This window comes from Nocardia sp. NPDC003183 (assembly GCF_053590715.1).
In genome coordinates this window covers 277,735-290,460 of sequence record NZ_JBSFTG010000002.1, presented here as the reverse complement: position 1 = coordinate 290,460, position 12,726 = coordinate 277,735, and the positions used below count along the sequence as shown (strand labels likewise).

At 68.5% G+C, this 12,726-nt stretch carries 13 protein-coding genes; 7 read left to right on the top strand and 6 right to left on the bottom strand.

The genetic code is table 11. The annotated features are described in order from the left end of the window. Nucleotides 1-36: 36 nt before the first annotated feature. A complete protein-coding gene (locus tag ACWDXS_RS09150) occupies nt 37-624 on the bottom strand; it encodes a TetR/AcrR family transcriptional regulator (protein ID WP_378632549.1) in 588 nt (195 codons plus the stop codon). A 109-nt stretch (nt 625-733) separates the two neighbouring features. Between ACWDXS_RS09150 and ACWDXS_RS09145 the strand changes: the two genes are divergently transcribed. Both ACWDXS_RS09145 and ACWDXS_RS09140 read left to right on the top strand, forming a co-directional pair. Beyond that, nucleotides 734-1,150 carry a DUF4267 domain-containing protein gene (locus ACWDXS_RS09145; RefSeq protein WP_449963884.1) on the top strand — a complete coding sequence of 139 codons (417 nt, stop codon included), beginning with the start codon at nt 734-736 and terminating at the stop codon, nt 1,148-1,150. Nucleotides 1,151-1,223: 73 nt separating this feature from the next. Continuing rightward, nucleotides 1,224-1,442 (top strand): DUF4287 domain-containing protein, encoded by a 219-nt coding sequence (locus ACWDXS_RS09140; RefSeq protein WP_378993511.1) that lies wholly within the window; start codon nt 1,224-1,226, stop codon nt 1,440-1,442. Nucleotides 1,443-1,514: 72 nt separating this feature from the next. On the opposite strand, the gene ACWDXS_RS09135 is transcribed toward ACWDXS_RS09140, so the two are convergent. Then, a complete protein-coding gene (locus ACWDXS_RS09135; protein ID WP_449963879.1) occupies nt 1,515-2,891 on the bottom strand; it encodes a cation:dicarboxylate symporter family transporter in 1,377 nt (458 codons plus the stop codon). Between the two features lie 98 nt (nt 2,892-2,989). On the opposite strand from ACWDXS_RS09135, the gene ACWDXS_RS09130 reads away from it, so the two are divergent. After that, nucleotides 2,990-4,543 carry an ATP-binding protein gene (locus ACWDXS_RS09130; protein ID WP_378993509.1) on the top strand — a complete coding sequence of 518 codons (1,554 nt, stop codon included), beginning with the start codon at nt 2,990-2,992 and terminating at the stop codon, nt 4,541-4,543. After that, a complete protein-coding gene (locus ACWDXS_RS09125; RefSeq protein WP_378993508.1) occupies nt 4,540-5,238 on the top strand; it encodes a response regulator in 699 nt (232 codons plus the stop codon). The genes ACWDXS_RS09130 and ACWDXS_RS09125 overlap by 4 nt, the downstream gene beginning before the upstream one ends. A gap of 69 nt (nt 5,239-5,307) precedes the next feature. On the opposite strand, the gene ACWDXS_RS09120 is transcribed toward ACWDXS_RS09125, so the two are convergent. From ACWDXS_RS09120 to ACWDXS_RS09110, 3 genes are all read right to left on the bottom strand, one after another. Beyond that, the gene (locus ACWDXS_RS09120) at nt 5,308-6,636 is read right to left on the bottom strand and encodes a cytochrome P450 (RefSeq protein WP_378993569.1); all 1,329 of its coding nucleotides are present in this window, start codon (nt 6,634-6,636) and stop codon (nt 5,308-5,310) included. A 103-nt stretch (nt 6,637-6,739) separates the two neighbouring features. After that, on the bottom strand, nt 6,740-7,453 hold the full coding sequence (locus ACWDXS_RS09115) for a TIGR03089 family protein (protein ID WP_379317333.1): 714 nt from the start codon (nt 7,451-7,453) through the stop codon (nt 6,740-6,742). Between the two features lie 3 nt (nt 7,454-7,456). Continuing rightward, the gene (locus ACWDXS_RS09110; protein ID WP_378993568.1) at nt 7,457-8,878 is read right to left on the bottom strand and encodes an LCP family protein; all 1,422 of its coding nucleotides are present in this window, start codon (nt 8,876-8,878) and stop codon (nt 7,457-7,459) included. Nucleotides 8,879-9,104: 226 nt separating this feature from the next. On the opposite strand from ACWDXS_RS09110, the gene rfbD reads away from it, so the two are divergent. From rfbD to ACWDXS_RS09095, 3 genes are read left to right on the top strand one after another with little or no spacing between them, the layout of a single operon-like run. Further along, on the top strand, nt 9,105-9,956 hold the full coding sequence (gene rfbD, locus ACWDXS_RS09105; protein ID WP_387447540.1) for a dTDP-4-dehydrorhamnose reductase: 852 nt from the start codon (nt 9,105-9,107) through the stop codon (nt 9,954-9,956). An 11-nt stretch (nt 9,957-9,967) separates the two neighbouring features. Next, nucleotides 9,968-10,873 (top strand): glycosyltransferase family 2 protein, encoded by a 906-nt coding sequence (locus ACWDXS_RS09100; protein ID WP_379317961.1) that lies wholly within the window; start codon nt 9,968-9,970, stop codon nt 10,871-10,873. Between the two features lie 35 nt (nt 10,874-10,908). Next, entirely contained in the window at nt 10,909-11,988 is a 1,080-nt protein-coding gene (locus tag ACWDXS_RS09095; RefSeq protein WP_378993504.1) for a mannose-1-phosphate guanylyltransferase, read from the top strand. 58 nt (nt 11,989-12,046) lie between these two features. On the opposite strand, the gene ACWDXS_RS09090 is transcribed toward ACWDXS_RS09095, so the two are convergent. Further along, the gene (locus ACWDXS_RS09090; protein ID WP_379317119.1) at nt 12,047-12,697 is read right to left on the bottom strand and encodes a nitroreductase family protein; all 651 of its coding nucleotides are present in this window, start codon (nt 12,695-12,697) and stop codon (nt 12,047-12,049) included. Nucleotides 12,698-12,726: the final 29 nt, after the last annotated feature.

Below are 12,726 nucleotides of genomic sequence, written 5' to 3'. Positions count from 1 at the left end.
GGGTCACCCAGCCGGTTCGACGCGCCGTCGCCTCGCTCAGGCCGGATCGGCTGTCGCCTCGCTGGTCCCGTCGACCAGCAGGGTGAGGCGTCGTTCCCGCAGTTCGGGGCGTAGCCGTCCACCTCGGTCGAGGGTGGCCAGGCCGTGCAGTGAGGCCCAGGCCACTTCGGTGCGGGCACCGAGATCGTCGCCCTCCGCATACGGGGAGAACATCGCTTCCAGGCCCGCGAAGGCGTCGCGCAGGGGCTGCGGGGCGTCGAGGCCGAAGTTGAGGTCGGTCTTCTGCTGGAAGATGGCGTCGTAGCGGGCCGGGTTGGCGGTGGCGAAGTCGAGGTAGGCGCGCGCGACGTTGGCGATCACCTCGGAATGGGTGGTCGCCGCCTCGCGGGCCTGCTTCAGTTGCTCGGCGAGCTCGACGCAGCCCTGCAGGGCGACGGCGCCGACGATGGCCGCCTTGTTCGCGAAATGGCTGTAGAGCACGGGCTGGCTGTATTCGATGCGGTCGGCCAGTTTGCGGATGGTGACCGCGTCCCAGCCTTCCGCTTCGGCCATCTCGCGCGCGGTGTCGATGATCCGCTGATGCCGTTCGGCGCGTTCGCGTTCCTTGCGCTGCTGAGTGCTCATGCTCGATATTCTAGCAACGCTAGACAAGATAGCGAGGATCAGGTTATTGTTCTCTCAACACCTAGCGCCGCTAGATTTCAGAGCAAGCAACAAGATTCAGGAGCACCTCATGACCACCTCGCGCATCGCCACCGCTCTCTCCCTGCTCGGCGGCCTGTTCATCATCTACGTCGGCATCAACTACCTCATCGCCCCGGAGATGACGGCCGCGGGCTTCGGCCTCCCCGCCGTACCCGAGGGCGACGCGGTGGCCTTCCTGAACCTCAAGGGCGTCCGCGACGTAGTGAGCGGCCTGGTGATCCTCGGCTTGCTGGCCACCAAACAGCGCTTCGCGCTCGGCGTCGCCATGCTGGCCACCTCGCTCACCCCGTTCGGGGACATGGCCACCGTCCTGAGCTGGCACGGCTCCACCGCCATCGCGTTCGGCGTCCACGGCTTCACCGCCGTACTCGTCGCGCTCGCCGGCGTACTGCTGATCCGCGAACGGCGCTCGACCACCACCGATCACGCACTCGTCGCGGCATGACCCCGGCAGCGATGAATTCCGCACCGCCGCACCGTCTCCACCGATAACGATCACCTGTCGAGGAGGAACCACCATGGCGAACGCGCCGCACGGCCCCGCGTCCTACTTTCCCACCATCGAGACCAAGTACGGGCGCACCGTCGACGAGTGGTTCGCCCTGCTCGACGCGGCCGAGCCGACCGGGCACACCGCCCTGGTCACCTGGCTGAAGTCCGAGCACGGCCTCGGCCACGGTCATGCCACCGCCCTGGTGCAGTTCCACCTCAACCCCGGCAAGTGGTCCCGAATCTAGCCGGCCCAGGAACTGAACGATCCGACACCGCCGAAAGGCCCCGCGATCTCGTCGCGGGGCCTTTCGGCTGTCTCACTGCGCGTCGACCACCTGGGCCGGAACAGGTTTCGTGATGTCGACGCGATGGTCGTCGACGTGGTTGTCGAGGTGGTCGTCGACCATCGTCTCCTCGTCGAACGGCAGCTCACGATCGAGCACGCGCCGGGTCCGGTCGGCGTCGACGGTCTTGGTCCAGGTGCCGATGAGCAGGGTGGCCACCGCGTTACCCGAGAAGTTGGTCAGCGCACGGGCTTCCGACATGAAGCGGTCGATGCCGACGATCAGGCCGACGCCGTCGAGCAGGTCGGGACGATGGCTCTGCAGTCCACCGGCGAGGGTGGCCAGGCCGGCGCCGGTCACGCCCGCGGCGCCCTTGGACGCGATGATCATGAACAGCAGCAGGCCGAATTGCTCACTGAGCTCGAGCGGCTTGCCCATGGCGTCGGCGATGAAGATCGAGGCCATGGTCAGGTAGATGGCGGTGCCGTCGAGGTTGAACGAATACCCGGTCGGGACCACAACACCCACGGTGGTGCGCTCGACCCCCGCGTGTTCCATCTTCGCGATCAGGCGCGGCAGCGCCGACTCCGACGACGAGGTCGCCACGATCAGCAGGTACTCACGCGACAGGTAGCGGCACAGCTTCAGGATCGAGACGCCCGAGACCATCCGCAGGATCACGCCGAGCACACCGAACACGAACACCAGGCACGTCAGATAGAACGCGATCATCAGCGTCGCCAGCTGCACCACCGCCGACCAGCCGGTGCGGCCGACCACGTTCGCGATCGCGCCGAACGCGCCGATCGGCGCCAGCCACAGGATCATCGACAGGATCCGGAACACCAGCTTCTGGCCCAGCGAAACCGCGCGCAGGATCGGCGCGCCCGCCGCGCCCATCGCCTGCACGGCGAACCCGACCAGCAGCGCGACGAACAGCGCCTGCAGCACGCTGCCCGCGGTGAGCGAGGACACGAGCGTGGTCGGCACGATGTTCTGGATGAAGTCCCAGGTACCGCCCGCGCTGTGCGCCTGATCGGCGTATTTCGCGCCCACTCCGGTGGCGCCGACGTTCAGGCCCTCGCCCGGGTCGATGAGGTTGCCGACCACGAGCCCGATGCCGAGCGCGACCGTCGACATCGCGAGGAAATAGCCGATGGCCAGCCCACCCACCTTGCCGACGGTGGCCGCCGCGCGCACCGAACCGATGCCCAGGACGATCGTGCAGAAGATGACAGGTGCGATCATCATCTTGATCAGGTTCACGAACACGGTGCCCAGCGGCGCGAGTGACTGACCGAATTCCGGGGCCACCCGGCCGACAACGACGCCGGCCACGACGGCGATGATCACCGCGATGTACAGCCAGTGGGTATGGTCGCGTTTCCGCGCTGCGGTGGTATCACTCATGCCGACGAGCATGAGCAACTATTGTGACGGCCGTCACTTTGGTCCATAAGTTTCATATCTGCGCATAACGTTCGAGAAATCCAGGTCGGAGGCAAGAGGTGCGACGAGGACGACTGTCGCTCGCGGGACAGGCCTTCGTATGGCAGCTGGTGGTGCTGGCGCTGCTGATCGCCATCGGCACGATCCTGGCCGTGCTCGATGCCCGGCGCGACCATGACCTGGCCGCGGAGATGCAGGTCAGAGATGTCTCGGTCACGGTGGCGCGGTCGCCGTCGACCTTGGCCGCGGTGAACTCGCCCTACCCGAGCGGACTGCTGCAACCGACCACCGAGCGGATCAGAGCGGCCACCGGCATGGACTTCATCGTCGTGATGGCCCCCGACCGCACCCGCTACACCCACACCAACCCCGACCTGATCGGCAAGCCGTTCGTCGGCAGCATCGACGGCGCCCTGGCGGGCCAGACCCTCACCGAGACCTTCACCGGCACCCTCGGCCCCTCGATCCGCGCGGTCACCCCGGTCTACGACAACGGCCGGGTGGTCGCGCTGGTCTCGGCCGGTGTCACCCGAGCCAAGATCAGCACCCAGGTCGCCTCCCAGCTGCCACTGATCCTCGGCGTCGCCGCGATGGGTCTCGCGCTGGCCGCGCTGTCGTCGTTCCTGATCAGCCGCAGGCTGCGCCGCCAGACCCACGGTCTGGCCCCCGACGAACTACGCGCGCTCTACGAGCACCACGACGCGGTACTGCACTCCGTCCACGAGGGACTGGTGGTGTTCGGTGACCAATCCGAGGCCGCGGAGGTAGTCAACGATCAGGCGCGCACGCTGCTCGACCTGCCCGACGGTCCGGTCCTGCGCAGCGACCTGCCGGTCTCGCTGCAGCAGATGAGCGGGGGCGTGGTGCGCGACGAGACCCACGTGACCACCGACCGCATCCTGCTGGTGAACCAGGACCTGGTGAGCTGGGAGGGCCGCGATATCGGCACCGTGCTCACCATCCGCGATCAGACCGAGCTGCGCACGGTGCTCGGCGAACTCGACTCGGTGCGCGGCTTCGCCGAATCGCTGCGCGCGCAGGCGCACGAGGCGGCCAACCGGCTGCACACCGTGGTGACGATGGTCGAGCTGGGCCGCCCCGAGGAAGCGGTGGCCTTCGCGACCGCGGAACTCCAGCTCTCGCAGGTGCTGATCGACCGGCTGCTGGCCGCCGTCGGCGACGCGGCGCTGGCCGCGCTGCTGCTCGGCAAGGTCGACCAGGCCGCCGAACGTGGCGTGAGCCTGGCGATCAGCGAGGACACCGCGCTGGACTCCACCGATCCACTGTCCGCGCACGAGACCGTCACCCTGGCGGGCAACCTGATCGACAACGCGATCGACGCGGCGGCGGGCACCGTCGACAAGCGCGTCGAGGTGTCGGTGTGCCATCGTGACGGCGCGCTGTGGGTCCAGGTGTCCGACAGCGGACCCGGCATGTCGGCCCAGATGTTCTCGCGGGCGGCCGAACGCGGCTACACCACGAAATCCGACCACGCGGGCCTCGGCCTCGCGCTGGTGCACCGCCTCGTCGATCGACATCGCGGCACCATCACCACCACGGCCGCACCACACAGCGCGGTCATCGTTCGCATTCCGCTGAGGGAGACACCATGATCCGCGTCCTGATCGTCGAGGACGAGCCGTTGATCGCCCAGGCACATCGGGCCTATCTCGAACGGCTCGACGGTTTCGTCACCGGTGGGGTCGTCCACACCGGACGCGACGCGCTGCGGGTGGCGGCCGAGGCGATCGCCGACGGCAATCCGTTCCATCTGGTGCTGATGGACATCGGCCTACCCGACATCAGCGGCCTCGATGTGGCCGCCGCGCTCAACGGACTCCAGCCGCGCCCCGATGTCATCGCGATCACCTCGGCGCGCGAGCTGAACATGGTGCGCAGCGCGGTGGCGCACGGCGTGGTGCTGTACCTGCTCAAGCCGTTCACCTTCGCCGCGTTCCGGGAAAAGCTGGAACGCTACCGCGGTTTCGACACCGCGCTGCCCGCGGGTGAGGCGGCCCTGTCGCAGTACGACATCGACCGCGCGCTCGGTGCGCTGCGCACCGCCGACCAGAAGGCCGGTGCGCCGAAAGGCGTTGTCCAGCACACCCTCGAAGAGGTGTCGCGCGCGGTACGCGCGGCCGAATCCGGCATCACGGCCACCGATGCCGCGGCGGCCGTTGGTGTTTCGCGGATCACGGCATGGCGGTATCTCGAGAAGCTCGCCGACGACGGATTGGCCGAGCGTCGCGCCGATTACGGCCGGGCCGGCCGGCCGAAGACCCGCTACCGCTGGCGTACGAGCTCATAGCCGCGCACCCGGGCTCGGCCCGGTGCGGGCAGGCGCGAAAGTCCGGCCGACGACCGGTGAGCACCGGACTCAGGCCGGACGGGACGCCCCCGCCAGGTCATCGGGGGCCGAGATACGCGCGACCGGACCCAGGTCGACCGGCATGTGCTCGAAACCGTGCAGCGTGAACAGGTTTCGACGGACCGGCTCGCCGCGCAATCGCAGATTCGGATAGCGGGTGTAGAGCGCGCGCAGGGCGTGGACCGCCTCCATCCTGGCCAGGCTCGCACCCAGGCAGGAGTGCACGCCGCTACTGAACGCCAAGTGCTCCTTGGCATTACGGCGGTCGATGTCGAAGCGGTGCGGGTCAGGGAAGACCGCCGGGTCGCGGTTGGCCCCGGCCAGCGACAGGATCACCGTACTGTTCGCCCGCACTCGCACACCATCGATCTCGACATCCTCGAGCGTCTGGCGCGCGGTGGTCTGGACGGGAGGATCGAACCGCAGCGTTTCCTCCACCACGTCGGGCCAGCGTTCGGGATCGTCCTGGGCGAGGGCGAGCTGATCGGGATGGGCCGACAGCGCGGCGACCGCGTTGCCGATCAGGTTCACTGTCGTCTCGAAACCGGCGCCCATCAGCAGACTCGCGCCCGCCTGCAGTTCCCGCAGACTCAGATCACCCGAGCGGACCAGGGTGGACAGGATGTCCTCGCCCGGTGCGCGACGCAACGTGGCGATGTGGTCGGCCAGGTAGTCGTCCATGGTCTCGATCGCGGTCATCGCGGCCCGATAGGTTCGCCATGAGGTGCCGAGATCGAGCAACGGGGTCACTTTGTCGCCCCAGCGCAGAAACATCTCGCGGTCCGCGGGCGGGAAGCCGAGCATGTCGGCGATGATCGCGATCGGCACCCTGGCCGCGAAATCGGTGATCAGGTCGACCGAGCCGTTCGCGGGCATCGCCTCGAGCAGTTCGGCGGTGACCACCTCCACGCGCTCGCGCAGCCGAGCGATAGCGCGCGGGGTGAACGCCGACGCCACCGGCTTGCGCATCCGGGTGTGCTCCGGCGGGTCGAGGACCAGCATCGACGGCGGCTCGACCGGGTTGGGCGGCACCGTGACCACCCCGGCGAGCTTGCGCCACGCGGCGGGCAGATCCGCGTTGAGGGCAGGGCGCACACCGAATTCAGGGGCACGCAGAATCGCTCGGACCTGCGCGTGATCGAACGTGGCATAGGACACCGACGTCTTGATCAATCCGCCGCGACCACGCAGTTCATCGATCAGTGGATACGGATCGTGCAGGCCCCGCTGACCGCTGAGCAACGTCGAGAACGGATCGCCGCGACGCGCCTGCCAGCGAAGAATCGCGCGCGGCGCCCCGTGTTCGGCCGACCATCGAACCCAGTATTTCGCAATCATCGCCACCCCTGCCACTCTGCCGAAGTCTTACTTCCACAGTACGGACGGGGTGTGACACGCGACACGTCCCCCAGGTGGACCCGAACCTATACCTGGGTAGGAGTCAGCGCCGGACGGTCACCTTCTCGGTGACGACCCGATGTTCGACACCGGCGGGATCGGGATTGACGACCTGCACCAGCGAGGCCCCGGCGAACAACACCGCGACGAAGCCGTCGATCAGCTCCTCCACCGTCTCCCACGGCGTACTCGACAGCACTCGGTCGCCAGCGGAAAAATCTTGCAGCGCAGCAGATTTCCGGGCCATCGTCAGCACTTCCGGCACCGAGAGGCCGTCGAGCGCGGCCCGAAATCCACCGGGCAGGAACTGATCGCCGTGCACGCGCACCGCGGTCGCGAAGTCGGTGACTCCGACCGGCAGGTCGCGCACCGGCGTCCCCATGGCGTCCAGCGACAGCACCGCCACCTCGTCGACACCGTCGGCGTCGTCGAGCCGGTCGGGCGTGACCAGCGCGAGGTCGGCGTCGGGATCGGGCGTGAGCACCACCTCGGTGCCGGCCCACCAGCAACCGAGCAGCACCGCGGCGGTCTGCCAGTGCGCGGGCAACAGCACCGCGACCCTGGCGCCCGGGGTGAGCGCGAATTCGTCGCGGATCAGGTTCGCGGTCTTGGCGGCCCAGTTGGCCAGGGTCAGCCCGGACAATTCGATCCGCGCACCGGTGGCGTCGTCGTACCAGGTGACGCGTGGTCCGGCGGGATCACGTTCGAGAATGGGGTCGAGGAGGGCGTCGGTCAGGGTCGAATTCGGCTCACGCATGGGTCAATTCACACATTTCGGTCCGTTCTGGCCTGCGTCGATCGGCGGGGCGGGCGGTATCGGTGTCGCGGTCGCCGAGGATGTCGCGTCGAGATCGAACATGCCTGCCGCGGCCGAGCCGGGACCAGAATAGTCGCTCGCCAACACCACGCTCACTGTATCCGCCGACACCGTCTTGTCGGCGACCACCGTCAAGCCACCCAGCGCCTGCGCGACCGCCGCCGCCTTCGGGTCGTCGGCGTCGGCGGCCAGCACGCGGCTCGAGCTCACGCTGCCGCCGGTGTAGTTGCCGACCGTGCCTTCCCGGAATCCCTTTCCCGTCAGGGCAGTGGACACCTTGCCCGCGAGTCCGGTGGCGCCGCCCGCGTTGAGCACGTTCACCGTCACGGTCGAGGTATCGATCTTCGGAGCGGTGTCTTCCTCTTCCTTCTTCTCCTCCCCCACCAGACCGGCGACGAACCTCTGCACCGTCTTCGGGTCGACCTTCACCACCGACTCTCCGGCCGAGGTCATGCTGTTGAGGTCGGAGACGGGAATGGTCTCGAACTCCACCTTGCCACCGGACAGATCCTTGAGCTGCTGTAGGAAGGCCAGCACGTCCCAGTCGTCGTCGAGCACGACGGTGCGCCCGACCGCCTCGCTGATCTCGCTGAGCTTGCCCGGATTGGCCAGGGTCTTGGCGTTGAGCAGCTGGCCGACCAATTGCGCCATGAACACCTGCTGACGCACGATCCGGTCGATGTCACCGCGTTCGAGATCGTGGCGCTGGCGCACGAAACTCAATGCCTCCTGACCGTCCAGCCGCTGACGCCCGGCCGGGAAGTCCGCGCCCGACATCGGTTCGTCCACCGCCTGGTTCAGGCACACCTCGACACCGCCCACCGAGTCGGTGAGCAGCACGAAGCCGAGCAGGCTCACCTCGGCGTAGTGATCGACGGTGATGCCGGTCAGGGTCGCGACCGATTTGATCAGCGCCTGCCTGCCCGCCTTGGTCGACTCACGCTCGGCCTCGGCCTCGGACTTGCCGTCGGCGAGCAGTTCGGCGCGTTCGGTCTCCTTGGTCGAGCCGTACGCGGAGTTGATCTTGGCCTTGCCCTGGCCGCCGACATCGACGTAGGAGTCGCGCGGGATGGAGATCGCGGTGGCCGAGCGGCCGTCGTTGGGCACGCGGATCAGCACGATGGTGTCGGTGTTGGTGCCCACCTCGTCGCCCGCGTGCAGCATCGCGCGTTCGGCGTTGGTGAGCGGGTTGCCGTGTGCGTCGGTGCGGCTGTCGACGCCGACGAGCAGGATGTCGACAGCGCCGTCGCGCTCACCGCCGAGGCCGAGGCCGCCGATCCGGTCGATGTTGGCGATCAGGTTATCGACACTGCGCCAAGCGAATCCGGTGAGTGCCAGCACCAGCACCGCCGAAATCGCCACCATCAGTTTGGCCGGACCGAAGGTGCCCGCAGGCGCGCTGACCGGTCTTGTCGACTCTCGCACTCGTGCATCCTCTCGACGAACTCCGCGCCCGGCCCGCTCTTCCCCCGGCAAACTCCGCCTTTGTCGTTAACCCGGGCTCGTCCGAGGACACCGGCCATCACAGGCTAACCAACAGTTACCACACTCGGGCCCAACCGCACGTGCCCCGGCGTGCCAGACTGGCCGCGTGAACGTCGATTTCCCCGCCCCCGCTCACCTGATCGTAACCGGCGCACATGGTCTGCTGGGGCGACAGATCCTGCGCCTGGCACCCGAGGCGCGCGGCTTCGGGCGGGCCGAACTCGACATCACCGACCGCGCCGCCGTCGACGCCGTCCTCACCCCGGGGGCCGTACTGATCAACTGCGCGGCCTACACCGCGGTCGACGCCGCCGAAACCGACGTCGACGCCGCCTTCGCCGCCAACGCGACCGGACCGGGCGTCCTGGCCGCCGCCTGCGCCGCGGCGGGCGCGCGGCTGATCCACGTGTCCACCGACTACGTCTTCCCCGGGACCGCGCGCACCCCGTACGAACCCGACGACCCCACCGGACCGGGCACCGTCTACGGCCGATCCAAGCTCGCCGGTGAGCAGGCGGTGCTCGCGCTGGGCGCCCAGGTCGTGCGCACCGCCTGGGTCTATTCCGGTGTCGAGGGGGATTTCGTCGCGACGATGCGCAGGCTGGAGGCCGAACGCGACACCGTCACCGTGGTGAACGACCAGCTCGGCTCTCCCACCAGCGCCGCCGATCTCGCCGCGGGCCTGCTCGAATTGAGCACCCGCCCCGACGCCCCCCGTGTGCTGCACGCCACCAATTCCGGCACCGCCACCTGGTTCGACCTCGCCGCGGCGGTCTTCACCGACCTGGGCGCCGACCCGAACCGGGTACTGCCGTGCGCGTCCAGCGAATTCCCCAGACCCGCACCGCGCCCGGCGTATTCGGTGCTGTCCCCCGCCGCCTGGAACGCGGCGGGCCTCACCCCGCTGCGCCCCTGGCGTATCGCACTCACCGACACACTGCGCCGGTTGTCCGACTAGGCTCCGCAGTCGTGAACGCAGCAGACGCAGCCGATTCTCCAGCCACCGCCGGCCTTGCCGTGGTCACGGTGACCTATTCACCGGGTGAGCACCTCGAGCACTTCATCACCACTCTCGCCGACGCGACCAGCGAGAAGCCGCAGGTGATCCTGGCCGACAACGGCTCGACCGACGGCGTCCCCGAACTCGTCGCCGAGGCCAACTCGCACGTGACGCTGCTGCACACCGGCGGCAATATCGGCTACGGCGGCGCAATCAACCGGGCCGTCGCCGAGATCGATCCGTCCATCGAATTCGTCATCCTGGCCAACCCGGACATCCGCTGGGGCGTCGACTCCATCGACAAGATGCTCGAAGCCGCCGCACGCTGGCCGCGGGCGGGCGCGATCGGGCCGATGGTTCGTGAGCCCGACGGCAGCATCTACCCGTCCGCACGCCGGGTCCCCGGCCTGGCCGATGGCGCCGGGCACGCGATCCTGGGCTCGGTCTGGCCGAAGAACCCCTGGTCGGTGCGCTACCGCCAGGAGAACGAGCAGATCTCCGAGCGGGTGGTCGGCTGGCTGTCCGGCTCCTGCCTGCTGGTGCGCCGCGCCGCCTTCGACACCATCGACGGTTTCGACTCGCGCTACTTCATGTACATGGAGGACGTGGACTTCGGTGACCGCATGGGCAAGGCCGGCTGGCACAATGTATTCGTCCCGGACGCCGAGGTGACCCACGCCAAGGGTCATGCCGCGGGCAAGCATCCCGAATTGATGCTGCCCGCCCACCACGCCAGCGCCTACCGCTTCCAGGCGGACCGGCATCCGCACTGGTGGCAGGCACCGTTGCGGGGCGCGTTGCGGGCCGGACTTGCGGTTCGCTCCAAGATTGCGGTTCGATCGGCGCTGCGTGAGCAAGCGCGAACCGGAGCCTGAGTAGGTACCGGTCCACTGTGAACAGGGGAAACTCGATGGCAGGCAATGCAGGCACCGACGCGGTCATCCTCGTCGGCGGACAGGGCACGCGGCTGCGTCCGCTCACCCTCTCGGCGCCCAAGCCCATGCTGCCGACGGCCGGGCTGCCGTTCTTGACCCACCTGCTGGCCAGGATCGCCGAAGCCGGGATCACCCACGTGGTGCTCGGTACGTCCTTCAAGGCCGAGGTCTTCGAAGAGCACTTCGGTGACGGCTCGGAGCTGGGCCTGGACCTGGAGTACGTGACCGAGACCGAACCGCTCGGCACCGGCGGCGGTATCCGCAATGTGCTGCCCAAGCTGCGCGCGGACAACGTGATGGTGTTCAACGGCGACGTTCTCGGCGGCACCGATCTCGGTGCGATCCTCGACACCCACGAGTCGACCAACGCCGACGTCACCCTGCACCTGGTCCGCGTCAGCGACCCGCGCGCCTTCGGTTGCGTGCCGACCGACGACGACGGCCGGGTCACCGCGTTCCTGGAGAAGACCCAGGATCCGCCGACCGACCAGATCAACGCGGGTTGCTACGTGTTCCGCCGCGAGTACATCGAGAAGATCCCCACGGGTCGCCCGGTCTCGGTGGAACGCGAGGTCTTCCCCGCGCTCCTGGCCGAGGGCGCCCGCGTCCAGGGCCACGTCGACGCCTCCTACTGGCGCGATATGGGCACCCCGGAGGACTTCGTGCGCGGCTCCGCGGACCTGGTCCGCGGCATCGCTCCCTCCCCCGCTCTGCCCGGCCAGCGTGGCGAGTCTCTTGTCCACCCCGGCGCGGGTGTGGCACCGGGCGCGCTGCTGATCGGCGGGACCGTGGTCGGGCGCGGCGCGGAAATCGGCGCGGGTGCGCGACTGGACGGCGCGGTGATCTTCGACGGCGCGGTGGTCGAGGCGGGCGCTACCGTCGAACGCTCGATCATCGGCTTCGGTGCCCGCATCGGCCCCCGCGCACTGGTTCGCGACGGTGTGATCGGTGACGGCGCCCATGTCGGCGCCCGCTGCGAGCTCCTGCGTGGCGCCCGGGTGTGGCCCGGCGTGGTCATCCCCGACGGCGGCATCCGCTTCTCCACCGACGTCTGATCCTCGCGACGCCGGGTCACCGCCGATCCCCTCGGCCGGCGACCCGGCGTCGTGCTGTTCACGCGAGCCCATACGCCTCACGGAAGACATTGCGCTCCCTGGCTCGGCGACCCGGATGCTCGCGTCGCTCGGCCGGATGACCGACCGCCAGCAGCAGCGCGATCGCGAGATCATCACGGTCGCCGATCCCGATCGTCTTCTTCACCTTGGCTTCGTCCCAGCCGTTCATCGGTGCGGTGGCCAGCCCCAGCTCGGTCGCCGCCAGCATCACGTAGGTCGCCGCGATCATGGCGTCCTTGACCGCGTATTCACGCAGTAGCCCGCGCCGCGCGAGATCGGTCTGGAACTCGTGTGACGCCGAGGCGAACATCTCGATGAACTCCTCGGTCCACGCGCCGTTGCCGCGAGCCTGGTCGTAGACGTCGCGGTGGTCCGCGCGCCAGGACTCCGGTTCGGCGACGAACACCAGCATCAGTGGCGCCTCCCGCGATTGGGGCTGGTCACCGGTCGCCCAGGCCAGACCGGCCCGACCTGCCTCGCTCGTGATGGCGACGATGGCGCGATCCTGCAAGTTCCAGCTGGTGGGCGCCTCGATGGCGAGATCGAGCAGCACCTCGAGATCGGTCGTCGAGACCGGATCCGGGCGGTAGTGGCGGACGGTGCGGCGGGTGCGGATCGCTTCGGCGACCGACAGAGTTTTCGATGTCATGCACCCACTATCAGAGAGTCACTCTCCAT

What these genes read in the sequence shown, in the direction of transcription:
- ACWDXS_RS09150 (WP_378632549.1), bottom strand. Translation starts at nt 624, where the DNA reads ATGAGCACTCAGCAGCGCAAGGAACGCGAACGCGCCGAACGGCATCAG.
- ACWDXS_RS09145 (WP_449963884.1), top strand. Translation starts at nt 734, where the DNA reads ATGACCACCTCGCGCATCGCCACCGCTCTCTCCCTGCTCGGCGGCCTG.
- ACWDXS_RS09140 (WP_378993511.1), top strand. Translation starts at nt 1,224, where the DNA reads ATGGCGAACGCGCCGCACGGCCCCGCGTCCTACTTTCCCACCATCGAG.
- ACWDXS_RS09135 (WP_449963879.1), bottom strand. Translation starts at nt 2,891, where the DNA reads ATGAGTGATACCACCGCAGCGCGGAAACGCGACCATACCCACTGGCTG.
- ACWDXS_RS09125 (WP_378993508.1), top strand. Translation starts at nt 4,540, where the DNA reads ATGATCCGCGTCCTGATCGTCGAGGACGAGCCGTTGATCGCCCAGGCA.
- ACWDXS_RS09120 (WP_378993569.1), bottom strand. Translation starts at nt 6,636, where the DNA reads ATGATTGCGAAATACTGGGTTCGATGGTCGGCCGAACACGGGGCGCCG.
- ACWDXS_RS09115 (WP_379317333.1), bottom strand. Translation starts at nt 7,453, where the DNA reads ATGCGTGAGCCGAATTCGACCCTGACCGACGCCCTCCTCGACCCCATT.
- ACWDXS_RS09110 (WP_378993568.1), bottom strand. Translation starts at nt 8,878, where the DNA reads ATGGTGGCGATTTCGGCGGTGCTGGTGCTGGCACTCACCGGATTCGCT.
- ACWDXS_RS09095 (WP_378993504.1), top strand. Translation starts at nt 10,909, where the DNA reads ATGGCAGGCAATGCAGGCACCGACGCGGTCATCCTCGTCGGCGGACAG.
- ACWDXS_RS09090 (WP_379317119.1), bottom strand. Translation starts at nt 12,697, where the DNA reads ATGACATCGAAAACTCTGTCGGTCGCCGAAGCGATCCGCACCCGCCGC.